At 64.0% G+C, this 22,815-nt stretch carries 15 protein-coding genes and 4 tRNA genes; 13 read left to right on the top strand and 6 right to left on the bottom strand.

Features of this window, described 5'->3' with window-relative positions; translation table 11 throughout:
• Positions 1-5 precede the first annotated feature (5 nt).
• From rng to EPD81_RS02175, 6 genes are all read right to left on the bottom strand, one after another.
• Positions 6-1,463 (bottom strand): ribonuclease G, encoded by a 1,458-nt coding sequence (rng, locus tag EPD81_RS02200; protein ID WP_142803785.1) that lies wholly within the window; start codon positions 1,461-1,463, stop codon positions 6-8.
• Positions 1,460-2,059: a nucleoside triphosphate pyrophosphatase gene (locus tag EPD81_RS02195; RefSeq protein ID WP_185955322.1), complete on the bottom strand. Its 600-nt coding sequence runs from the start codon at positions 2,057-2,059 to the stop codon at positions 1,460-1,462. The genes rng and EPD81_RS02195 overlap by 4 nt, the downstream gene beginning before the upstream one ends.
• 2 nt (positions 2,060-2,061) lie before the next feature.
• Positions 2,062-3,957, bottom strand: a complete 1,896-nt coding sequence (locus tag EPD81_RS02190; protein WP_370456495.1) for a gamma-glutamyltransferase family protein — start codon at positions 3,955-3,957, stop codon at positions 2,062-2,064.
• Positions 3,958-4,118: 161 nt separating this feature from the next.
• The gene (locus EPD81_RS02185) at positions 4,119-5,240 is read right to left on the bottom strand and encodes an ABC transporter permease (RefSeq protein WP_142803783.1); all 1,122 of its coding nucleotides are present in this window, start codon (positions 5,238-5,240) and stop codon (positions 4,119-4,121) included.
• 3 nt (positions 5,241-5,243) lie between these two features.
• The gene (gene rbbA / locus EPD81_RS02180; RefSeq protein ID WP_142803782.1) at positions 5,244-8,012 is read right to left on the bottom strand and encodes a ribosome-associated ATPase/putative transporter RbbA; all 2,769 of its coding nucleotides are present in this window, start codon (positions 8,010-8,012) and stop codon (positions 5,244-5,246) included.
• Positions 8,012-9,082: an HlyD family secretion protein gene (locus tag EPD81_RS02175; RefSeq protein ID WP_142803781.1), complete on the bottom strand. Its 1,071-nt coding sequence runs from the start codon at positions 9,080-9,082 to the stop codon at positions 8,012-8,014. The genes rbbA and EPD81_RS02175 overlap by 1 nt, the downstream gene beginning before the upstream one ends.
• Positions 9,083-9,268: 186 nt before the next feature.
• On the opposite strand from EPD81_RS02175, the gene EPD81_RS02170 reads away from it, so the two are divergent.
• The 13 genes from EPD81_RS02170 (at position 9,269) to rpoC (ending at position 22,736) form a co-directional block, all read left to right on the top strand.
• Positions 9,269-9,350: transfer RNA gene (locus EPD81_RS02170), tRNA-Tyr, on the top strand.
• 30 nt (positions 9,351-9,380) lie between these two features.
• Positions 9,381-9,454: transfer RNA gene (locus tag EPD81_RS02165), tRNA-Gly, on the top strand.
• 38 nt (positions 9,455-9,492) lie between these two features.
• A tRNA-Thr gene (locus tag EPD81_RS02160) sits at positions 9,493-9,567 on the top strand.
• A 62-nt stretch (positions 9,568-9,629) separates the two neighbouring features.
• Entirely contained in the window at positions 9,630-10,820 is a 1,191-nt protein-coding gene (gene tuf, locus EPD81_RS02155; protein ID WP_142803780.1) for an elongation factor Tu, read from the top strand.
• A gap of 35 nt (positions 10,821-10,855) precedes the next feature.
• Positions 10,856-10,931 (top strand) — tRNA-Trp (locus EPD81_RS02150).
• A gap of 26 nt (positions 10,932-10,957) precedes the next feature.
• Positions 10,958-11,305, top strand: a complete 348-nt coding sequence (secE, locus tag EPD81_RS02145) for a preprotein translocase subunit SecE (RefSeq protein ID WP_142803779.1) — start codon at positions 10,958-10,960, stop codon at positions 11,303-11,305.
• Positions 11,305-11,838 (top strand): transcription termination/antitermination protein NusG, encoded by a 534-nt coding sequence (gene nusG / locus EPD81_RS02140; protein WP_142803778.1) that lies wholly within the window; start codon positions 11,305-11,307, stop codon positions 11,836-11,838. The genes secE and nusG overlap by 1 nt, the downstream gene beginning before the upstream one ends.
• 77 nt (positions 11,839-11,915) lie before the next feature.
• Complete coding sequence (rplK, locus tag EPD81_RS02135) at positions 11,916-12,347, top strand: 50S ribosomal protein L11 (RefSeq protein WP_142803777.1); 432 nt, start codon at positions 11,916-11,918, stop codon at positions 12,345-12,347.
• 1 nt (position 12,348) lies between these two features.
• The gene (gene rplA / locus EPD81_RS02130; protein WP_142803776.1) at positions 12,349-13,047 is read left to right on the top strand and encodes a 50S ribosomal protein L1; all 699 of its coding nucleotides are present in this window, start codon (positions 12,349-12,351) and stop codon (positions 13,045-13,047) included.
• A gap of 207 nt (positions 13,048-13,254) precedes the next feature.
• The gene (gene rplJ, locus EPD81_RS02125; protein ID WP_142803775.1) at positions 13,255-13,779 is read left to right on the top strand and encodes a 50S ribosomal protein L10; all 525 of its coding nucleotides are present in this window, start codon (positions 13,255-13,257) and stop codon (positions 13,777-13,779) included.
• A 51-nt stretch (positions 13,780-13,830) separates the two neighbouring features.
• Positions 13,831-14,217 (top strand): 50S ribosomal protein L7/L12, encoded by a 387-nt coding sequence (gene rplL / locus EPD81_RS02120; RefSeq protein WP_142803774.1) that lies wholly within the window; start codon positions 13,831-13,833, stop codon positions 14,215-14,217.
• Between the two features lie 142 nt (positions 14,218-14,359).
• Positions 14,360-18,499, top strand: coding sequence for a DNA-directed RNA polymerase subunit beta (gene rpoB, locus EPD81_RS02115; protein WP_142803773.1), 4,140 nt, complete (start codon positions 14,360-14,362; stop codon positions 18,497-18,499).
• Between the two features lie 34 nt (positions 18,500-18,533).
• Positions 18,534-22,736 carry a DNA-directed RNA polymerase subunit beta' gene (gene rpoC, locus EPD81_RS02110; RefSeq protein ID WP_142803772.1) on the top strand — a complete coding sequence of 1,401 codons (4,203 nt, stop codon included), beginning with the start codon at positions 18,534-18,536 and terminating at the stop codon, positions 22,734-22,736.
• The last annotated feature ends 79 nt before the right edge of the window (positions 22,737-22,815 follow it).

The raw sequence follows: 22,815 nt of genomic DNA, 5'->3' as shown, positions 1-22,815 counted from the left end.
ACCCCTCACAAAAGCACGATGTCGTATTGCTCCTGCGTGTAGCAGGTGTCGCTGCGCAGCGAGATCTCCTTGCCGATGAAATCGGACAGCATCGCCAGCGCCTGCGACTGCTCTTCCAGGAAGAGGTCGACCACGGCGGGCGAGGCGAGGATGCGAAACTCCTTGGCATCGGCGAATTGTCTTGCCTCGCGCAGGATCTCGCGCAGGATGGCGAAACACACCGTCTCGGCACTCTTGACGAAACCGCGTCCCTCGCACATGGGGCAGGGCTCGCACAGTTGCTGCATGAGGGATTCGCGTGTGCGCTTGCGCGTCATCTCCACCAGACCGAGCTGGGTGAATCCGCTCACCGTGATCTTGGTGTGATCGAGCGAGAGGGCTTTCTTGAACTCTTCGAGCACGCGCTCGCGGTGCTCGGGGTTGGTCATGTCGATGAAATCGACGAGGATGATGCCGCCGAGATTGCGCAGCCGCAATTGGCGTGCGATTGCCTGTGCCGCCTCGAGATTGGTCTTGAGGATGGTCTCGTCGAAATTGCGTGCGCCCACGAACGCGCCGGTGTTGACGTCGATGGTGGTGAGCGCTTCGGTCTGGTCGAAGATGAGATAGCCCCCCGACTTCAGTTCGACCCGGCGCGACAGGGCTTTCTCTATTTCGTCATCAACGTTGTAGAGCTCGAAGAGCGGCCGGTCTCCGCGGTAATGCTCGATGAGGGGGGCGACCTGGGGGGTGTAAGTCTCGGCGAAGGCGAGGAGCCGCTGGGCGTTTTCGCGCGAATCGATGCGGATGAGGGCGGTGTCGCGATCGACGAAGTCGCGCAGCACGCGCAGCGCCAGATCGAGGTCTTCGTGAATCAGCGCGGGGGCGCGCCGGCGCAAGGCTTCGCCCTGGATGTCGGCCCAGAGCCGGCGTAGATAGGCGATGTCGGCGGCCAGTTGCTCGTCGGTGGCATTCTCGGCATTGGTACGCACGATGTAGCCGCCGTTCTCCTCAGGCGGCAATAGCGCCGTGAGCCGCCCGCGCAGGAGCTCGCGCTCGCTCTCGCCCTCGATCTTCTGCGAGATGCCGATGTGGTTCTCCTGCGGAAGATAGACGAGATAACGCCCCGCCAGACTGATCTGGGTGGTGAGCCGGGCGCCTTTGCTGCCGATCGGGTCTTTGAGGACCTGGACGGTGATCTCCTCGCCTTCGGCGAGCAGCCGCTCGATGCGGTGGGGCGACTCCGGGTGGCGCTCGGCCTGCCACAGGTCGGTGATGTGAAGAAAAGCGGTGCGCTCCAGACCCACGTCGACGAAGGCCGATTGCATCCCCGGCAAGACGCGGACGATGCGCCCGCGGTAGATGTTGCCGACCAACCCGCGGTGCGCCAGGCGTTCGACGTGCAGTTCCTGCACCACGCCCTGTTCGACCACGGCCACCCGGGTTTCCTGCGGCGTGCAGTTGACGAGGAATTCTTTGCTCATGGGAACGGAGGATAGCCGAAAACGGACAACAGACGCGCGGTCTCGAAGAGCGGCAGGCCGATGATACCCGAGGCGCTGCCGTCGATGCGTTCGATGAAGGCCGCTGCGCGCCCTTGGTACGCATAGGCACCGGCTTTGTCCCAAGGTTCCTCGGTGGCGAGATAACGTTCGACGTCCTCGTCTGCGAGCGCGGCGAACCAGACCCGGCTCGTCGAGCAGAGCGCGTGCGTGCGCGTGCCGTCGGTGAGCGCCACGCCCGTGTGCACCTCGTGCATGCGGCCCGAGAGGCGGCGCAGCATGTGCCGGGCCTCGTCGGCATCCCGCGGTTTGCCCAGAAGCGCTTCACCCAGCGCCACGGTGGTGTCGGCACCCAACACCAGGCCGGGCGGAAGCGCCATCGACTCGCGCCGCCGCCAGCCGGTTTCGGCCTTGGCTCGGGCGAGCCGCAGGACGTAGTCGGTCGGTGATTCATCCGGACGTGGGGTTTCGTCTACCCATTCGCCTTCCAACGGAAGGACCTGAGCTTCCCAGCCGAGCTGAGCGAGCAACGCACGTCGGCGGGGGCTTTGCGAAGCGAGATAGAGCGGCGCCAGCATGGTCAGAATCCCAGGGCACGCCCTTCGCGGCGCGGATCGGCGGCCCCTTCCAGTTTCCCGTCGGGAGTGCGGGAGATAGTGGCGATGCCGCTGGGCTGGGGACGACGCACGACATCGTGCCCTCGTGTCCGTAAACCTTCGACGAGCGCCGCCGCGGGAGTGGGGTGCCCGTCTTCGACCCAGGTTTCGGGGCGGTTGAAGGCCCCGACGCGGATCTGCGCCGCCGCCGCGTAGGGGTCGAGGCCCCAATCGAGCTGAGCTACCAGCGCTTGGGCTACGTAGGTGAGAATGGCCGAACCGCCTGGCGAGCCAGTCACAAGCAGCCATTCGCCCAGCCCGCCATCGGCCGCGCGACTGAAGACGAGCGTCGGCGCCATGGAGCTGCGCGGGCGCTTGCCTGGCTCCAGCCGGTTGGCTACGGGAACCCCCTCCGAGAAGGGTTCCCGAGCAAAGTCGGTGAGCTCGTTGTTGAGAAAAAACCCACCGACCATGTGGAACGAGCCGAAGGCCGATTCGATGGAGGCGGTGAAGGCGACCACGTTCCCCTCGGCGTCGACCACGCCGAGGTGGGTGGTGCCGTGCTCCTCGATTTCCGGGCCCGCAGCGTACTGCGACGCTGCGGCGAGCGGCGTTCCGGCCGGTGCCGTGCCGAGGCTTCGTTGGTCTTGGATGAGCCGGGATCGCCCGGCGAGATAGTCCGGATCAAGCAGGGCATCGGGCGAGCCGCCAGGCAAAGGCACGAAGGCGGGGTCGGCCACGTAGCGGTCTCGGTCGGCGAAGGCGAGCCGTTCAGCCTCGGTGAGCCAGTGCACTGCCTGGGCGTCTGGCAAACCACCCTCCGCACCGACCGTCGGGGGATGCTGCGCCAAGGGAAAACGTTCGAGGATGCCTAAGATTTGGCCCACGGCGATGCCGCCCGAAGAGGGAGGACCCATGCCGCACACCCACCAGGCGCGATAGGGGGCGCATACGGGAGGACGCTCGATCGCCCGATAGCGAGCCAGATCCTCGTCGGCGAGTTTCGACGGGGTGAGTGGTGTGCCGTCGGCGCCGTGCTCCGCGCGGGCCCGAGCCACCACCGCCTGCGCGAGCGGCCCCGTGTAGAAGGCATCCGGCCCGGCGCTCGCCAGTTCTTTCAGCGTGCGGGCGTAGGCTGGATTGGTGAGGATCGTGCCCACGGGTTTTACCTTGCCCTCGGGGGTGAGGAGCCAAGCACTGGCCTCGGCATCGAGCCGCAACCAGCGGGTGAGCGGTGTGGCTACTGCCGCCAGGCGTGGCGAAAGAGGAAAGCCTTGCTCGGCGAGGCGGATCGCCGGCGCGAAGAGTTCGGCCCAGGGGCGACGCCCGTGCTCGGCATGCGCGTGCTCGAGCAAGCGGACTAGGCCCGGCGTGCCGATCGAGCGGCCGCTCGCGCGCAGCGCGTCGAACCGTTCGTTGGCCGGAGTCTGGGGCGTGAGCGGCAGGGGTGGGGCGGGATCTTCGGGGGCGATGCGCAGCAGGTCGTAGGGGTCGGCGGCCAGTGGCGCCGTCTCGCGACCATCGTAGCTCGTCAGGCGCCGCGTTTTGGCGTCCCAAGCGAGCAGGAATCCGCCGCCGCCGAGTCCGGCCGATTGCGGTTCGACCAAGCCCAAGACCGCGATGGTCGCCACCGCCGCATCCACGGCACTGCCGCCGCGCCGCAGCACCTCGCAGCCGGCCGCCGCGGCCAGGGGATTGGCGGCCACCACCATGGCTCGAGACGCCCGCACGAGGGTCTTGGGTGTATAGCCGCTCGCAGCCTCGGGCGCGCCGGTCGCCTGGCGTGGTGATACGAGCGCAGACGTATCCGGCGGTGGTGGCGCGACACAGGGGAGCGCTGTGTCGGCGCGCGCCACCGCCGCCCCTGCGACGAGCAGCATGCTCGAGGCGATCAGGGACAAGAGCGTGCCGAGACGCACTGCCAAGCGGGGAGTGGCGTGCGTCCGGGCTGAGGACGAGACTGCCCTGTCCACGTGCCCTAGGCCGTTCGTGGCGCCTCTCATTGCGGGGCTTCGATCCGAGGGAAGTCGGGGATCGACCGTCACTGCTGCGTCTCCAGCATCTTGCGGAAGTAGATCAGAGAGGAGAGGAAAAGCACCGTGCCGATCACCGCGAGCGCCGCAAACTGCGGCCAGACCACGTCGAACCCCGCACCGCGGTAGAGGATGCCCTGGGCGAGCATCACGAAATGCGTGTTCGGTGCGAGCAGCATGATGTCCTGGACGAATTGAGGCATGCTCTCGCGTGGCGTCGTCGCTCCGGAGAGCATCTGCAAGGGGAGCAGGATGAGCATGAGCAGCAGGCCGAGCTGTGGCATGGAGCGTGCCATCGTGCCCAAGAATATGCCCATCGCCGTGGTGGCGTACAGATGGACAGCGGTTCCCGCCACGAAGAGTGGTACCGAACCCTGCAGCGGCGCGCCGATCCAGTAATGCACCACGAAGATGAGCGAAAGCGTCGCGGCGACCAGGACGACCAGCCCCATCGACCAGATTTTGCTCAACATGATCTCGAGTGCGGTGACCGGCATGACCAAGAGGTGCTCGATCGTGCCATGTTCGCGCTCGCGGATGAGCGCTGCGCCGGTGAGCACGATGGAGAGCATCGTCACTTCGTTGATGATGCCCATGATGCCGCCGAACCAGGATTTGTTCAATTCCTGGTTGAAGCGGATACGCAAGCTGAGCTCCACGGGCTGGCGTTCCTGCGCCTTGTGGCGAGCGACGTAGGCCGCGATCTCTTCATTGACGATGGTCTGCACGTAGCCGCTGCCGGTGAACGCCTGGCTCATCCGGGTGGCGTCGACGTTGAGCTGGATCGTCGGTTTCTTGCCGGCCATCACGTCGCGCTCGAAATCCGGCGGGATGTCGAGCGCGAACGTATCCAGCCCTCGGTCCATGCGCGCGTCCATCGTGGCGGTGTCGATGCGCTCCGGCGGCAGAAAATACGGCGGATAGAGGGCATGGAGGATGCGTTCGGAGAGCTGCGAACGATCCTCGTCCACCACGGCGATCGGCGCCTTGTTGAGCGTTTCGGGAATCGACGTGGCCTGCGAATGGATGGAGAAAGTGAAGACATAGAGGATCAGCACCAGCAGCACCGGGTCGCGTCCCAGACTGTAGAACTCTTTGATGCCGAGATGCCAGACGTGGGACCAGCGCACGGTTCAACGCTCCTGTTTGCGCAGCAGTGCCGCCGACAAGCCAAAGAGGATGGGCCAGGCGAGCGCGAGCGGTACGAAGGCGTCGGTGAGATCGCGGAAGTGCAGCGCTTTCGAGAACGTACCGCGGGAGATGACCACGAAGTGGGTGGTCGGATAGATTTCGCCGATCAGCCGACCTCCGCCCTCGAGCGAGGAGACCGGATCGATGAGGCCCGAGAATTGCGTCGCCGGCAGCAGTGTGAGCACCGCCGTGGCGAAGAGCGCCGCGATCTGGCTGCGCATGAAACTCGAGATCAATATACCCAAGGCGGTCGAGGCCATGACATACAAGATTGCACCCAGGAACAGCGCCAGGTAGCTTCCCTTGACGGGCACGCGAAAGACGAATTCGGCCAGCGCGAGCAGCAGCACGAAGCTGAGGAGGGAGAGAATCACGTAGGGGATTTGCTTGCCGAGGAGGAATTCCATCCTCGTCGTCGGGGTGACATAGAAGTTGGTGATCGACCCCAGTTCCTTTTCGCGTACGATCGCCAAGGCGGCGAGCATCGCCGGAATGAGCATCAGTAGCAGCGGGATGACTGCGGGTACTATCGAGACGATGCTCTTCACGTCCGGGTTGTAGCGGAAACGGATCTCGATCGTGGCCAGCGTCGGGTCGGGCAAGTGACGTTCGCGCGCTTGTGTCTGGAGCCACTGCGCGTGAATGCCCTGGACATAGGCACGGATCGTTTCCGCGCGCGAAGGCATCGCCCCGTCGATCCACGCTCCGACCTCCACCGGTTTGCCGTGCGCGAGGTCGCGTGCAAAGCCCGGCGGGATCTCGACCGCCAGACCCAGTTTGCCCGAGCGCATTCGCCGGTCCATTTCTTCGTAGTCGGCGATCGGAGGCTGCTCGCTGAAATAGCGCGAACCGGCCAGATTGAGGGCGTACGACTGGCTCAGCGTGGTCTGGTCGCGATCGAGGACGGCGAAGGTCAGATCCTCCACGTCCATGGTGATGCCAAAGCCCATCACCAGCATCAAGATGGCGTTGCCCACCAGCGCCAGCGACAGGCGGATCGGGTCGCGACGCAGTTCCAGAGCTTCGCGCACCAGGTAGCTCAGCATCCGGCGCAGGCTGAAAAAGGAGGTGGTGTGCGTCGTTCCCCGCACCGGCGTTTTTTCGGTCAGACCCGCCGTGCGTTTGCGTTCTTCGCCGCTCATGGCGGTCGGCTCTTGGGCGGCGTCGGCTTGCCGCCCTTCTTGCGAAGCCCGTTCCAGATGGTCGATGAAGGCCGCTTCGAGCGACTCGTGACCGCCCTCGCGCACGATCTCGGCCGGCGCTCCCGTGACGAGCACTTTCCCGGCATGCATCAGCGAGATGCGGTCGCAGCGCTCCGCCTCGTTCATGAAATGGGTGGAGATGAAGATCGTCACGCCGTCGCGGCGCGACAGCTCGAGCAAGAGGTTCCAGAACCCGTCGCGCGCCACCGGGTCGACCCCCGAGGTCGGCTCGTCGAGGATCAATATTTTCGGTCGATGGATGACGGCGGCCGCGAGCGACAGCCGCTGCCGATGTCCCAGGGGCAGTGAAGGGGGAAGGGCGTCGATGATTCGCGAGAGTCTGAAGCGCTGCACCACTTCCTGGACGTAATCGGCGATCTTCTCCTTGGGGATGCCGTAGAGCCGCGCGTGCAGCTCGAGGTTCTGCCGCACCGTGAGCTCGTCGTAGAGCGAAAAGGACTGCGACATGTAGCCCACTTGGCGGCGCGTATCGATGTCGCGCGGGTCGACTTCCTTGCCGAAGAGCCAGGCCTTGCCCTCGGAGGGCGTGAGTAGCCCGGCGAGCATCTTCATCGTCGTCGTCTTGCCGCAACCGTTCGAGCCAAGAAAGCCGAAGATCTCGCCACGGCGGATGCGAAAGCTGACGTGGTCGACGGCAACGAAATTGCCAAAACGCATCGTCAGATCTTTCGCCTCGATGGCGATCTCTTCGTCGCCCCGCTCGGGTAGCGATCCGATTTCGACGGGTCGATATCCCCGGCGCTTCTCTTCCGGTAGCAGCGCGATGAAGGCCTGTTCCAGGTTGTCGCTACCGGTCTGCTCGAGCAATTCCTGCGGCGAGCCGGTGGCGAGTACTTTTCCCTCGTCCATGGCCACGAGCCAGTCGAAACGCGCCGCTTCCTCCATGTAGGCGGTGGCCACGAGCACGCTCATGCCTTCGCGCGTGGCGCGAATCTCATCGATGAGGGCCCAGAACTGGCGCCGCGACAGGGGATCGACGCCGGTCGTGGGCTCGTCGAGGATCAAGAGCTCGGGATCGTGGATGAGGGCGCAGCACAGGCCGAGCTTCTGCTTCATGCCGCCCGAGAGCTTGCCGGCGGGACGGTCGAGAAAAGGGAAGAGTCCCGTGGCGCGGGTGAGCTGCTCGATGCGCCGTTTGCGCTCGGCCGCGTCGTGGCCGAAAAGGCGGCCGAAGAAGTCGATGTTCTCGGCCACGGAAAGCGTCGGATAGAGGTTCTTGCCCAGACCTTGGGGCATGTAGGCGATGTCGGGGCAGACCTGCAGCCGGTGGCGGGGGTCGGTCATGTCGCCCCCCAGCACCCACACCTTGCCTTGCTGGATGGCGCGTGCCCCGGAGATGAGCGAGAGAAGGCTGGATTTTCCCACCCCGTCGGGGCCGATGAATCCGACGCGGCAGCCGGAAGGGATGTCGAGGTCTACCCCGTCGAGGGCGCGAGTCTTGCCGTAGACCAGACTCACCCCCTGCAGCCGTGCGACCGGCTCACGCATCAGGGCACCTTCACTTGGAGGTGGGCGGGCCAGTCACGCTGGGGATCGAGCTTGAGATAGGCCATGCCCGGCAAGCCCGTCTTGACCTGAGGCAGGTGCTGGCGCAGCAGATCCGGGTCGATGCTCGCCTTGACCCGGAACATCAGTTTCTGCCGCTCTTCGGCCGTTTCCACCGTTTTGGGCGTGAATTGCGCCACGTCGGAGACGAAAGTCGCCGTAGCCGGGATCACGTACTGGGGGAAAGCATCGAGCACGAGGCGAACCTCCGAGCCGATCGCCACTTTGCCGGCGACTTGCGTCGGCAGGAAGAAGGTCATGTAGACGTCGGAGAGGTCGACCACATTGAGCACGGCACCGCCGGCGGCCACCACCTCGCCGGGCTGGGCGATGCGGTACTGGACGCGACCGTCACGGGGAGCGCGTAAAAGGCTGTCGTCGATATCGGCCTGGATGCGTTCGATGCTCGCGCTCGTTGCCGCCACTTGCGCTTCGGCGGCCGCGATGGCCGCTCGGGATTGGATGATCGCCGCCTCGGCGGCCCGCACCTGGGCCCGGGCGGCCACGACGGCGGCCTGCGTGGCATCGACCGCGGCCGAATCCTCGTCGAGTCTGGACTGGGTGGCCATGTCTTGCCTCGCCAACTCCCGAGTGCGGGCGAGCCGCTTGCGCAACATGTCGAGGTCGGCCAGACGTTGCACCACGAGCGCCTCGGTGGCGGCCTTGTCGGCCTCGCGCTGGGCAAGTAGGCTGCGAGCGGATTCGAGGTCCATCCGCGCCCGATCGTGCTGGGCCCGTGCTTCACGGAGCTGGGCTTCCAGCACGCTGGTGTCGAGTTTGGCCACCACCTGCCCTCTGGCGACGAGATCGCCCTCGTCGGCGAAGATATCCTCGATGCGCCCAGGCAGCTTGGCCGAGATGTTGACGTCGATCGCCTCGATGCGCCCGTTGCTCGATACGATGCCGTCGTCGCTACGCGATTGCTCGATACGCTGCCAAAGCCACAGGGCGCCGCCAGCGAGCAGGGCGACGAGGATGGCACGGGTCAACAGGGTATTGAGACGGGGGGGCATGGAGGATCCTGATGAGGTAAGAGGGCAAACATGCAGCCGGATCACGGGGCTTTCATGCCGCAGCGGCACGGGTACGCCATTCGTTTATATAGTGGAATGCGGGGTATCGTCAACCCCGCGTTTCGTGCGATCAGGCTTTGAGGCGTTGACTTTTCCTCGAGTGTCCTCCATAATGCCGATTCTCGCGGAGGGGTACCCAAGCGGTCAACGGGAGCAGACTGTAAATCTGCCGGCTCAGCCTTCGTAGGTTCGAATCCTACCCCCTCCAAACGAACATGGCAGCGGTTTTGGGTATCGAGCGGGTGTAGCTCAATGGTAGAGCAGAAGCCTTCCAAGCTTAAGACGAGGGTTCGATTCCCTTCACCCGCTCCAGTCGAGCCTTAGGTCGTACGTACGCTCTCGTTGCGCACGCCCATGTAGCTCAGTGGTAGAGCACTCCCTTGGTAAGGGAGAGGTCACGTGTTCGATCCACGTCATGGGCACCACGAAACGGTACGTAACCAGTCATTCTTCTTCAGAGCGGGTCTCGGAAAAATAGGGGTCTTTCATGGCAAAAGCGAAGTTCGAGCGCACCAAGCCGCACGTGAATGTGGGCACGATCGGTCACGTGGACCATGGGAAGACGACGCTGACGGCGGCGCTGACGACGGTGCTGTCGAAGTACTACGGCGGCGAGGCGAAGAAGTACGACGACATCGACGCGGCGCCGGAAGAAAAGGCCCGTGGGATCACGATCAACACCGCGCACGTCGAATACGAGACGGAGAAGCGCCACTACGCGCACGTCGACTGCCCGGGCCACGCCGACTACGTCAAGAACATGATCACCGGTGCGGCGCAGATGGACGGCGCCATTCTGGTGGTGTCGGCCGCCGACGGTCCGATGCCGCAGACGCGCGAGCACATCCTGCTGGCGCGCCAAGTGGGCGTGCCCTACATCGTCGTCTACATGAACAAGTGCGACATGGTCGACGACCCCGAGCTCCTCGAGCTCGTCGAGATGGAAGTGCGCGAGCTGCTCTCCAAGTACGACTTCCCCGGTGACGAAGTGCCGGTGATCAAGGGCTCCGCGCTCAAGGCGCTCGAAGGCGACCAGAGCGAGATCGGCGAACCCTCGATCCTCAAGCTCGCCGAAGCGCTCGACACCTACATTCCCACGCCCGAGCGCGCCATCGACAAGCCCTTCCTGCTGCCGATCGAAGACGTGTTCTCCATCTCCGGTCGTGGCACGGTGGTCACGGGCCGGGTCGAGCGCGGCATCGTCAAGGTGGGCGACGAAGTCGAGATCGTCGGTCTGCGTCCGACGCAGAAGACCACGGTCACGGGCGTGGAGATGTTCCGCAAGCTGCTCGATCAAGGGCAAGCGGGCGACAACGTCGGGGTGCTGCTGCGCGGCACCAAGCGCGAAGACGTCGAGCGCGGACAAGTGCTCGCCAAGCCCGGGACGATCACGCCGCACACGCACTTCGAGTGCGAAGTGTACGTGCTCTCCAAGGAAGAGGGCGGGCGTCACACGCCGTTTTTCAGCAACTACCGGCCGCAGTTCTACTTCCGCACCACCGACGTCACGGGCGCCATCAAGCTACCCGAAGGGGTGGAGATGGTGATGCCCGGTGACAACGTGAAGTTGGAGGTGAAGCTGATCGCCCCGATCGCGATGGAAGAAGGCTTGCGCTTCGCCATCCGTGAAGGCGGCCGTACCGTCGGCGCCGGCGTCGTCTCCAAGATCATCGAGTAAGCCGGTTTTTTGCCGGAGTCGTTTCCGGCAGTCGCAGGGGCATAGCTCAATTGGCAGAGCGTCGGTCTCCAAAACCGAAGGTTGGGGGTTCGATTCCCTCTGCCCCTGCCATTTCTCATTAGCGGACGGTCGTATCCATGGATCGCCTCAAATTTATCGCTGCACTGGTGCTGCTGGCTGCCGGCATCGCCGGTTTTTATGTTTTTGCCGATTTGCCGTCCGTGGCCAGGGGGGCACTGGTCGTGGTCGGCGTTCTCGCTGCGGGCGGGATCTCGTTGTTTGCCACCGAGGCGGGAGCGAAGTTTCGTGAGTTTGCGCGCGGGACCGTGGCCGAGGTGCGCAAAGTCGTTTGGCCCTCTCGCAAAGAGACGATCCAGTCGACGTTGATCGTCTTCGCCTTCGTGACCGCGATGGCGATTTTCTTGTGGTTGGTCGACAAGACCCTCGAGTGGGGTTTGTACGACCTGATCCTTGGGTGGAAGTGATGGCCAAGCGCTGGTATGTCGTACAGGCCCATTCGGGCTACGAGAAGCAGGTGCAAAAGGCGCTGCAGGAGCGCATCAAACGTGCCGGCATGGAAGACCTCTTCGGTCGCATTCTCGTGCCCGTGGAGAAAGTCATCGAAATGCGTGCGGGGCAGAAGACCGAGACCGAGCGCAAATTCTATCCCGGATACGTGCTCGTCGAGATGGAGATGAACGACGACACGTGGCATCTGGTCAAATCTTTGCCCAAGGTGTCCGGGTTCATCGGCGGCACGCCCACCAAGCCGGCCCCCATTCCCGAGCGCGACGTCGAGAAGATCCTGCAGCAGATGCAGGAAGGCGGCGAGAAGCCGCGTCCGCGCATCGTCTTCGAGCCGGGCGAGGTGGTTCGGATCAAGGAAGGGCCGTTCGCTGATTTCATGGGCACGGTGGAAGAGGTCGACTACGAGCGCAGCCGCCTCACCGTGGCCGTGACCATCTTCGGTCGCGCCACCCCGGTTCAACTGGAATTTTCCCAAGTCGAGAAGACCTGAGAAACCGCGGCACTGCCGCACCCCGAGGAGCCGCCCAAATGGGCGGCGTTTGCACTCACATTTAGGAGTCATCATTCATGGCGAAGAAAATCGTCGGCTATATCAAGTTGCAAGTGCCGGCGGGCAAGGCCAACCCCAGCCCCCCGATCGGCCCCGCGCTCGGCCAGCGCGGTCTCAACATCATGGAATTTTGTAAGGCTTTCAATGCCAAGACCCAGGGGATGGAGCCCGGCCTGCCGATCCCGGTGATCATCACCGCTTATTCGGACAAGTCGTTCACCTTCGTGATGAAGACGCCGCCGGCCACCATTCTCATCAAGAAGGCCATCGGCGTCCAGAAGGGCTCGTCCAAGCCGCACGTCGACAAGGTGGGCACCATCACACGAGCCCAGCTCGAGGAGATCGCCAAGACCAAGATGCCCGATCTCACTGCGGCGGACCTGGATGCGGCCGTGCGTACCATCGCTGGTTCGGCGCGCAGCATGGGCGTGACCGTGGAGGGGGTGTGACATGGCCAAACTCAGCAAACGCATGCGTGCCCTGAAGGAAAAGGTCGATCGCAACCGCGCTTATGCCTTGAGCGAGGCGCTCTCGCTCGCCAAGGAAACGGCGTTGGCCAAGTTCGACGAATCGATCGACATCGCCGTCAACCTGGGCGTCGATCCGCGCAAATCCGACCAGGTCGTGCGGGGCGCCGTGGTGCTGCCCGCCGGAACCGGCAAGTCGGTGCGTGTGGCCGTTTTCGCTCAAGGACCCAAGGCCGAAGAGGCCAAGGCTGCCGGAGCCGATCTGGTCGGCATGGATGACCTCGCCGAGCAGATCAAGGCGGGCAAGATCGATTTCGACGTCTGCATCGCCTCGCCCGACGCCATGCGCGTGGTCGGCCAGCTCGGTCAGATCCTCGGCCCCCGTGGCCTTATGCCGAACCCGAAAGTCGGCACGGTCACGCCCGACGTCGCCACCGCGGTGAAGAACGCCAAAGCGGGTCAGGTGCAGTTCCGTACCGATAAAAACGGCATCGTGCACGCCCCGATCGGCCGTGCCTCCTTCCCCGTGGAGGCGCTCGAGCAAAACGCCAAAGCGCTCATCGACGCGCTGATGAAAGCCAAGCCGGCAGCGGCGAAAGGCTCCTATCTGCGCAAGGTTGCGGTCTCGAGCACGATGGGCGTGGGCATCAAGGTCGATCCGGCCTCGGCCGTGCAGGCATAAAACAGAACTTTGGGCCGTCGCGATGGCATGCCGTCGCGGCGGGTTGTCAAAGACCGCTGGGGGTTCGCCTCAAACGCATCGTTGCGATGCGCCCAGCGTAGATGGCGTCACCCGAAGCAGGAACCTTCCGGTTCGCCGGAGCCGCTCCTGATGAAGGTCGCCGTGGCGCACCCCGGAAACGGGGTGCAGTAACCGTAGGAGTAGACCGTGGGACTCAATCTCGACGAGAAAAAGGCGATAGTCGCCGAAGTCGCGGCCCAGGTGGCCGGGGCGGGGGCGATCGTCGTTGCCGAGTACCGTGGTCTCGATGTCGCGCAAATCACCGAGCTGCGCAAGAGGGCCCGCCAATCGGGCGTCTATCTGCGCGTGCTGAAAAATACCCTGGTGCGTCGGGCGATTGCCGGGACTCCCTTCGAGTGCCTGGCCGATCGCCTCGTCGGCCCCCTGATCTACTGCATCGCTCCAGATCCGGTGGCCTGTGCCAAGGTGTTGCACGACTTTGCGAAGGATGCCGACAAGCTCGTGATCAAGGGCGGCGCCATGCCCAACTATCCGCTCGACGTGGCGGGAGTGAAAGCCCTGGCGTCCATGCCGAGCCGCGAAGAGCTGCTCGCGACCTTGGTTGGCACGCTGCAGGCGCCGATCGCGAAGTTCGTGCGCACGCTCAACGAGGTGCCCGGCAAGTTCGTGCGCACGCTCGCCGCGGTGCGCGACGCGAAAGAGACCGCTTGACCCTTCATTACCCCTTTTTGCCATTCAGGCCAAATCCATCAGGAGTGAATCATGGCTTTGACGAAAGAAGAAATCCTTGACGCGATCGCCAGCATGTCGGTGCTCGAACTCTCCGAGCTCATCAAGGCGATGGAAGAGAAATTCGGCGTCTCCGCCGCTGCGGCCGTGGCCGTGGCCGCAGCGCCTGCCGCTGGCGGGGCCGCTGCCGCGCCGGCTGCCGAAGAGAAGACCGAATTCGACGTGATCCTGCAAGAAGCCGGTGCGAAGAAAGTCGAAGTCATCAAGATCGTGCGTGCGGCCACGGGCCTCGGCCTCAAGGAAGCCAAGGACCTCGTCGACGGCGCGCCCAAGCCCGTCAAGGAAGGCGTTTCCAAGGACGAAGCCGAGAAACTCAAGAAAGAGCTCGAAGCCGCCGGTGCCAAGGTCGAGGTCAAGTAATCGCCCCGAAGCCGTGCTGGAGGCTGGCGCCCACAGGGCGTCAGCCTTTTCGCGCTTGTGTCGTGAGAAGGCAGCACCGAGCCCGTCTCCGGCGGGCTGAGTCCTGTTTCCTCCCCCACGTCTGACATTGCCTGGAGCACTCATGGCGTACTCTTACACCGAAAAGAAACGCATCCGCAAGAGCTTTGCCAAGCAAAAGCCCGTCTTGGATGTGCCGTTTTTGCTGTCCACCCAGGTCGATTCCTACGCCGAATTCCTCCAGCTCGGAGTGCCGCCCGAGCAGCGTGAGAACAAAGGACTGCAGGCAGCCTTCAACTCCATCTTCCCCATCGTCAGCGTCACCGGCAATGCCCGGCTCGAATTCGTGCAGTATTTTCTCGGTGAACCGGTGTTCGACGTCAAGGAATGCCAGCTGCGCGGGCTCACTTACTGTGCCGCCTTGCGCGCGCGCGTGCGCCTGGTGTTGCTCGACAAGGCCACCAACTACGAGACGGTCAAGGAAGTGAAGGAGCAGGAAGTGTTCATGGGCGAGATTCCGCTCATGACCGAGAACGGCTCCTTCATCATCAACGGAACCGAGCGTGTCATCGTTTCGCAGCTGCACCGCTCGCCCGGCGTCTTCTTCGAGCACGACAAGGGCAAGACCCACTCTTCCGGCAAGCTACTCTTCTCGGCGCGCATCATTCCCTATCGTGGCTCCTGGATCGACTTCGAGTTCGATCCCAAGGATTGCCTCTACTTCCGGATCGACCGTCGCCGCAAGATGCCGGTCACGGTGCTGCTGCGCGCCATCGGCATGACGACCGAGCAGATCCTCGAGACCTTCCACGATTTCGAAGACTTCCGGATCGAGAACGGGCGTTTCTACTACAAGATCGTGCCGGAGCGCCTGCGTGGTGAGATCGCCCGCTTCGAGATTCGCGACGCCGACGGCAACGTCATCATCGCCAAAGACAAGCGCATCAATGCCAAGAACGTGCGCGACCTCAAGCGTGCGGGCATCGAGGAAGTGCCGGTCGACGACGAATTCCTCCTGGGGCGCATCGTTGCCCGTGACCTGGTCGACCCCGAAACCGGCGAGATCATCGCGCGCGCCAACGACGAGATCACCGAAGAGGTGGTCGAGCGCCTGCGTCAATCCTCGCTCAAGGGATTCCAGACCCTGCTCGTCAACGACCTCGACCGCGGGCCCTATATCTCGCAGACCCTGAGGCTGGACGATACCACCGACGCCTGGTCGGCCAAGGTCGCGATCTACCGCATGATGCGTCCCGGCGAGCCGCCCACCGAGGAAGCGGTCGAAAACCTCTTCCAGGGTCTCTTCTATTCGCCCGATCGCTACGACCTCTCGGCGGTGGGGCGCATGAAGTTCAACAGCCGCGCCTATCCGCCGCTCGAGCAGCTCGACCCGAATTCGCCCGACTGGATCAAGCGTTTCTTCGAGCGCGTCGGCCCGAAAGGTGCCGAAGGCAAAGGGACGTTGGACGACGAAGACCTCATCGCCGTGATCGCGCTCCTCGTCGAGCTGCGCAATGGCCATGGTGAAGTCGACGACATCGACCACTTGGGCAACCGTCGCGTGCGCTGCGTCGGGGAACTCGCGGAGAACCAGTTCCGTACCGGGCTCGCCCGGGTCGAGCGGGCCGTCAAGGAGCGTCTGGTGCAGGCCGAGGCGGAAAACCTCATGCCGCACGACCTCATCAACGCCAAACCGATCTCGGCGGCGATCAAGGAGTTCTTCGGCTCGAGCCAGCTCTCCCAGTTCATGGACCAGACGAACCCGCTCTCCGAGATCACGCACAAGCGACGGGTCTCGGCGCTCGGCCCTGGTGGCTTGACGCGCGAGCGTGCCGGGTTCGAAGTGCGCGACGTGCACCCGACGCACTACGGACGCCTGTGCCCGATCGAGACCCCTGAAGGCCCCAACATCGGCCTCATCAACTCGTTGGCGGTCTATGCCCGCACCAACAAGTACGGCTTCATCGAGACGCCGTACCGCAAGGTGGTCGATGGCCGGGTCACCGACGAGGTGGTCTATATGTCGGCCATCGAGGAAGGTTCCTATGTCATCGCCCAGGCGAACTCGGAAGTCGATGCCGAAGGCCGGCTCACCGGCGCGCTCGTCTCCTGCCGGCAGAAGGGCGAATTCGTCATGGTGCCGCCGGAGCAGGTGCAGTTGATGGACGTGGCGCCGCAGCAGATCGTTTCGGTGGCCGCCTCCCTCATTCCCTTCCTCGAACACGACGACGCCAACCGTGCGCTCATGGGCGCGAACATGCAGCGTCAGGCCGTGCCCTGCCTGCGCCCCGAAAAACCGCTGGTGGGTACCGGCATGGAGCGCATCGCCGCAGCCGACTCCGGCACGGTCGTGCGCGCACGCCGCGGCGGGGTGGTCGACTACGTCGACGCCAAGCGCATCGTCGTGCGCGTGCACGACGACGAAACCTCTCCGGGCGAAGTCGGGGTCGATATCTACAACCTCACCAAGTTCACGCGCTCCAACCAGAACACCAACATCAGCCAGCGCCCCATCGTGCGCAAGGGTGATGTGATTACTGCCGGCGACATCATCGCCGACGGGGCCTCGACCGACCTCGGCGAGCTCGCTCTGGGGCAGAACGTGCTCGTGGCCTTCATGCCGTGGAACGGCTACAACTTCGAGGATTCCATCCTCATCTCCGAGCGCGTGGTGGCCGAGGATCGTTTCACCTCGATCCACATCGAGGAGCTCACGGTGGTGGCGCGCGACACCAAGCTCGGTCCCGAGGAGATCACGCGCGACATCGCCTCCTTGGGCGAAGCGCAGCTCACGCGTCTGGACGAATCCGGCATCATCCACATCGGCGCCGAAGTCAAGGCGGGCGACGTGTTGGTGGGTAAGGTCACGCCCAAGGGCGAAGCCCAGCTCACGCCGGAAGAAAAACTGCTGCGGGCGATCTTCGGCGAGAAAGCCTCCGACGTGAAAGACTCCTCGCTGCGCGTGCCCACCGGCATGAGCGGCACCGTCATCGACGTGCTCGTCTTCACCCGTGAGGGCATCGAGCGCGACAAGCGGGCGCAGTCCATCATCGACGACCAGCTACGGGCCTATCGCAAGGACCTCAACGACCAGATGCGCATCTTCGAGCGCGACGCTTTCCAGCGTGTGCGCCGTCTGCTCGTCGGCCAGAAGGCCAACGGCGGTCCCAAGCGTCTGGCCAAAGGCAGCGTGATCGACGAGGCCTATCTCGATTCCCTCGAACCGTATCAGTGGTTCGACATCCGCGTCGAGGACGAAACGCTCGCCGCGCAGCTCGAAGCCGTGCGCGACGGCCTCGAGAAGATGCGCAAGGCCTTCGACGAAGCGTTCGAGCACAAGCGCCGCAAGCTCACCCAAGGGGACGAATTGCCCCCGGGTGTGCTCAAGATGGTGAAGGTCTATCTCGCCGTCAAGCGGCGGCTGCAGCCCGGTGACAAGATGGCCGGCCGCCACGGTAACAAGGGGGTGGTCTCCAAGATCGTGCCGGTGGAGGACATGCCCTTCATGGCCGACGGCCGCCCGGTAGACATCGTCCTGAACCCCTTGGGCGTGCCCTCGCGCATGAACATCGGCCAGATCCTCGAGACCCACCTCGGCCGCGCAGCACGGGCGCTGGGCGAGCGCATCGGTGAGATGCTGCGTCGCCAGGCCACGGTGCAGGAAGTGCGCGAATTCCTCGAGCGGATCTACAACGAACGCGGTCACCGCGAGGCGCTCGGCGAGCTCAGCGACGAGGAACTCCTCGAGATGGCGCGCAACCTCGAAAAAGGCGTGCCTTTCGCTTCGCCCGTCTTCGAGGGGGCCACGGAAGAGGACATCGCCGCCATTTTCCGGCTCGCCGGCATCGAAGGGACCGAACAGGTCACGCTCTACGACGGTCAGACGGGCGAGCCCTTCGAGCGTCCGGTCACGGTGGGCTACAAGCACATGCTGAAGCTGCACCACCTGGTCGACGACAAGATGCACGCGCGCTCCACCGGTCCGTACTCGCTGGTGACGCAGCAGCCGCTCGGCGGCAAGGCGCAGTTCGGCGGCCAGCGCTTCGGCGAGATGGAAGTCTGGGCACTGGAAGCCTACGGCGCGGCCTACACCCTGCAAGAGATGCTCACCGTCAAGTCCGACGACGTGGTCGGCCGCACCAAGGTCTACGAGAGCATCGTCAAGGGAGAGCACCGCATCATCGCCGGCATGCCCGAGTCCTTCAACGTGCTGTTGAAGGAAATCCGCTCGCTTGCGCTCGACATCGATCTGGAACGCTATTGATCAGGCGGAATGATCCCGCCAGGAGAACTCATCCATGACTAGCACTAGCTTGCTCGCCGACCTGTTCAAACAGTCGCTGCCTCAGGAAAACGAGTTCGATGCGATCACCATCCGGCTCGCCTCGCCGGAGAAGATCCGCTCGTGGTCCTACGGCGAAGTCAAGAAGCCCGAGACCATCAACTACCGCACCTTCAAGCCCGAGCGCGACGGCCTTTTCTGCGCCAAGATCTTCGGCCCGATCAAGGACTACGAGTGCCTGTGCGGCAAGTACAAGCGGCTCAAGTACCGCGGCGTGATCTGCGAGAAGTGCGGCGTCGAAGTGACCGTGGCGCGCGTGCGCCGCGAGCGCATGGGCCACATCGAACTGGCCTCGCCCGTGTCGCACATTTGGTTCCTGAAGAGCCTGCCGAGCCGCCTCGGCCTGGTGCTCGACATGACGCTGCGCGACATCGAGCGCGTCCTCTACTTCGAAGCCTATGTCGTCATCGAGCCGGGACTCACGCCGCTCAACCGCGGCCAGCTCATGACCGAAGAGCAGTACCACGCCGCCTTCGAGGAATACGGCGACGATTTCGTCGCCATGATGGGGGCCGAGGCCATCCGCGAACTCCTGCGCACGCTCGACATCAAGCGCGAGATCGAGAAGCTGCGCGGCGAGCTCGAGACCACGGGGTCGGATGCCAAGATCAAGAAGCTCAGCAAACGGCTCAAGGTGTTGGAGGCCTTCAACAAGACCGGAATGCGCCCCGAATGGATGGTCCTCGAGGTGCTGCCGGTGCTGCCGCCCGACCTGCGCCCGCTCGTGCCGCTCGACGGCGGGCGCTTCGCCACCTCGGACCTCAACGACCTCTATCGCCGCGTCATCAACCGCAACAACCGCCTCAAGCGCCTGCTCGAGCTCAAGGCGCCCGACATCATCGTGTGCAACGAGAAGCGCATGCTGCAGGAGGCGGTCGATTCGCTGCTGGACAACGGCCGTCGCGGCAAGGTGATGACCGGGCCCAACAAACGGCCGCTCAAATCGCTCGCCGACATGATCAAGGGCAAGGGCGGGCGCTTCCGTCAGAACCTGCTCGGTAAGCGCGTCGACTACTCCGGCCGCTCGGTCATCGTCGTCGGTCCGCAGTTGAAGCTGCACCAGTGCGGTCTGCCCAAGCTCATGGCGCTCGAACTCTTCAAGCCCTTCATCTTCAACCGGCTGGAGAAACTCGGCTACGCCACCACCATCAAGCAGGCCAAGAAGATGGTGGAGAACCAGGAGCCGGTGGTCTGGGACATCCTCGAAGAGGTGATCTACGAGCACCCGGTGCTGCTCAACCGCGCCCCGACCCTGCACCGCCTGGGCATCCAGGCCTTCGAACCGGTGTTGATCGAGGGCAAGGCGATCCAGCTGCACCCGCTGGTGTGTACGGCGTTCAACGCTGACTTCGACGGCGACCAGATGGCCGTGCACGTGCCGTTGTCGCTCGAAGCCCAGCTCGAGGCGCGCACCCTGATGCTCGCCTCGAACAACGTCTTGTCGCCTGCCAACGGTGAACCCATCATCGTCCCCTCGCAGGACATCGTGCTGGGTCTTTACTATGCCACGCGCGAATCGGCCGTGGCCAAGGGCAGCGGCATGATGTTCGCCGACGTCGCCGAAGTCAAGCGTGCCTTCGAGACGGGGGTGGTATCGCTGCACGCTCGCATCACCGTGCGCATCAAGGAGTACGACCTCGGCCCCGACGGTGAGCCGATCGAGCGCACCACCCGGCGAGAGACGACCGTCGGCCGGGCGATCCTCTCCTCGATTCTTCCTCCCGGCTTGCCGTTCGAGCTCATCGACCAGCCGCTCAAGAAAAAGACCATCTCCAAGCTCATCAACCATGCGTACCGCAATTGCGGGCTCAAGGCCACGGTGATCTTCGCCGACAAGCTGATGACTACCGGCTATCAGCTCGCCACCCGCGGCGGCATTTCCATTGCCATCAAGGACATGCTCGTTCCGCCGCAGAAAGAGGAGATCATCCGCAAGGCCGAGGAAGAGGTCAAGGAAATCGCCCAACAATACGCTTCGGGTCTGGTGACGGCGGCCGAGCGCTACAACAAAGTGGTCGACATCTGGGGTACGGCGGTCGATCAAGTGGCCAAAGCGATGATGGAGCAACTGGCCAAGGAGAAGATCGTCACCGAAGATGGCAAGGAAATCGAGCAGGAATCCTTCAACTCCATCTACATGATGGCCGACTCCGGCGCGCGCGGCTCTGCTGCCCAGATCCGTCAGCTCGCCGGCATGCGCGGCCTCATGGCCAAGCCCGACGGCTCGATCATCGAAACCCCCATCACCACCAATTTCCGCGAGGGGCTCAACGTCCTGCAGTACTTCATCTCGACGCACGGCGCGCGTAAAGGTCTGGCCGACACGGCACTCAAAACCGCCAACTCCGGTTACCTCACGCGGCGCCTGGTCGACGTCACCCAGGATCTGGTCGTCACCGAAGAAGATTGCGGCACGCATGAAGGCTTCGCGATGAAGGCCCTCATCGAAGGGGGCGAGGTCATCGAGCCGCTGCGCGACCGTATCCTCGGGCGTGTGGCTGCCGACGACATCATCGATCCCGATACGCAGGCCACCCTCATCGAGGCGGGTACGCTGCTCGACGAGAAACTCGTGGCGCTCATCGACGAGAAAGGGATCGACGAGGTCAAGGTGCGTAGCCCGCTTTCCTGCGAGACCCACTTCGGCGTGTGCGCCAAGTGCTACGGGCGCGATCTGGGGCGTGGTGGTCTGGTCAACGTCGGAGAGGCGATCGGTGTCATCGCCGCACAGTCGATCGGCGAGCCGGGTACCCAGCTCACCATGCGGACCTTCCACGTCGGTGGTGCCGCCTCACGAGCGGCCGCGGTCTCGGGAGTGGAGGCCAAGTCCGGCGGGACGGTGCGTTTCTCCTCGAACATGCGCTACGTGGTCAACGAGCGCGGAGAAAAGATCGTCATCGCCCGCTCGGCCGAAGTGCTGATCCTGGACGATGCCGGCCGTGAGCGCGAGCGCCACAAGGTACCTTATGGCGCTACCTTGTACATCGATGATGGCCAGGTGGTCAAGGCGGGGGTCAAACTCGCCGCTTGGGATCCGCACACCCGGCCGATCATCAGCGAATACGCTGGCACGGTGCGGTTCGACAACGTCGAAGAAGGCATCACGGTCGCCAAGCAGGTCGACGAGGTCACCGGTTTGTCGACCCTGGTGGTCATCGATGCCAAGCAGCGCGGATCGAGCGCCAAGATCGGACGGCCGCAGATTCGCCTACAGGACGAGGCGGGCAACGATGTGCGCATTCCCGGGACCGATCATCCCTTCATGCTCACTTTCCCGGTGGGCGCCATCATCACGGTGCGTGAAGGGCAGTATGTCGGCGTGGGCGAGGTGCTCGCCCGTATTCCTCAAGAATCGGCCAAGACCCGGGACATCACCGGGGGTCTGCCGCGCGTGGCCGAGCTCTTCGAAGCCCGTTCGCCCAAGGATGCCGGCATGCTCGCCGAAGTCACCGGCACGGTCTCGTTCGGCAAAGAGACCAAGGGCAAACAGCGCCTCATCCTCACCGAGCCGGACGGCACCACCCACGAGTTTCTCATCCCGAAGGAAAAGCGTCTCTTGGTGCACGATGGCCAGGTCGTCAACCGGGGTGAGCTGATCGTCGATGGACCGGTCGATCCGCACGACATCCTGCGTCTGCAAGGCGTCGAGGCGCTCGCGCGCTACGTCATCGACGAGGTGCAGGACGTCTATCGCCTGCAGGGGGTGAAGATCAACGACAAGCACATCGAGGTGATCGTGCGGCAGATGCTGCGTCGCGTCGTCATCACCGATCCCGGTGACAGCCGTTTCCTGCGTGAGGAGCAGGTCGAGCGCTCGGACGTGCTGATCGAAAACGCTCGTCTGGAGAAAGAGGGCAAGATCCCGGCGCGATTCGAGAACGTGCTGCTCGGTATCACCAAGGCGTCTTTGTCCACCGACTCCTTCATCTCGGCGGCCTCCTTCCAGGAAACCACGCGGGTGCTCACCGAAGCCGCGATCATGGGCAAGCGCGACGAGCTGCGCGGGCTCAAAGAGAACGTCATCGTCGGGCGGCTCATTCCCGCGGGTACGGGCTTGGCGCATCACCGGGCGCGTCGTCAGCGCACCCAGGCGCAGTCGGCCGAGAGCGCCTGGGCGCAGATCACGACCGGGGCCGCCTCGAGTCAGGCCGAAGGATGAGAACGATGGGGTGTGCTTGACGCACACCCCTTTTCAAGATAACATCGCGCGTTTATCGAACCGGCCAATCGTAGTCGGG

It is taken from the genome of Tepidiphilus sp. J10 (assembly GCF_006980785.1).
GTDB lineage: Bacteria > Pseudomonadota > Gammaproteobacteria > Burkholderiales > Rhodocyclaceae > Tepidiphilus > Tepidiphilus olei.
This window is presented reverse-complemented; position numbering and strand designations above follow the sequence as displayed.

Coding starts and splice junctions, on each gene's coding strand:
- nusG (WP_142803778.1), top strand. CDS start 11,305: ATGGCCAAGCGCTGGTATGTCGTACAGGCCCATTCGGGCTACGAGAAG.
- secE (WP_142803779.1), top strand. CDS start 10,958: ATGGATCGCCTCAAATTTATCGCTGCACTGGTGCTGCTGGCTGCCGGC.
- EPD81_RS02190 (WP_370456495.1), bottom strand. CDS start 3,957: ATGCTGCTCGTCGCAGGGGCGGCGGTGGCGCGCGCCGACACAGCGCTC.
- EPD81_RS02195 (WP_185955322.1), bottom strand. CDS start 2,059: ATGCTGGCGCCGCTCTATCTCGCTTCGCAAAGCCCCCGCCGACGTGCG.
- rng (WP_142803785.1), bottom strand. CDS start 1,463: ATGAGCAAAGAATTCCTCGTCAACTGCACGCCGCAGGAAACCCGGGTG.
- rplA (WP_142803776.1), top strand. CDS start 12,349: ATGGCCAAACTCAGCAAACGCATGCGTGCCCTGAAGGAAAAGGTCGAT.
- rbbA (WP_142803782.1), bottom strand. CDS start 8,012: ATGCGTGAGCCGGTCGCACGGCTGCAGGGGGTGAGTCTGGTCTACGGC.
- EPD81_RS02175 (WP_142803781.1), bottom strand. CDS start 9,082: ATGCCCCCCCGTCTCAATACCCTGTTGACCCGTGCCATCCTCGTCGCC.
- rplK (WP_142803777.1), top strand. CDS start 11,916: ATGGCGAAGAAAATCGTCGGCTATATCAAGTTGCAAGTGCCGGCGGGC.
- rpoB (WP_142803773.1), top strand. CDS start 14,360: ATGGCGTACTCTTACACCGAAAAGAAACGCATCCGCAAGAGCTTTGCC.
- rpoC (WP_142803772.1), top strand. CDS start 18,534: ATGACTAGCACTAGCTTGCTCGCCGACCTGTTCAAACAGTCGCTGCCT.
- rplL (WP_142803774.1), top strand. CDS start 13,831: ATGGCTTTGACGAAAGAAGAAATCCTTGACGCGATCGCCAGCATGTCG.
- tuf (WP_142803780.1), top strand. CDS start 9,630: ATGGCAAAAGCGAAGTTCGAGCGCACCAAGCCGCACGTGAATGTGGGC.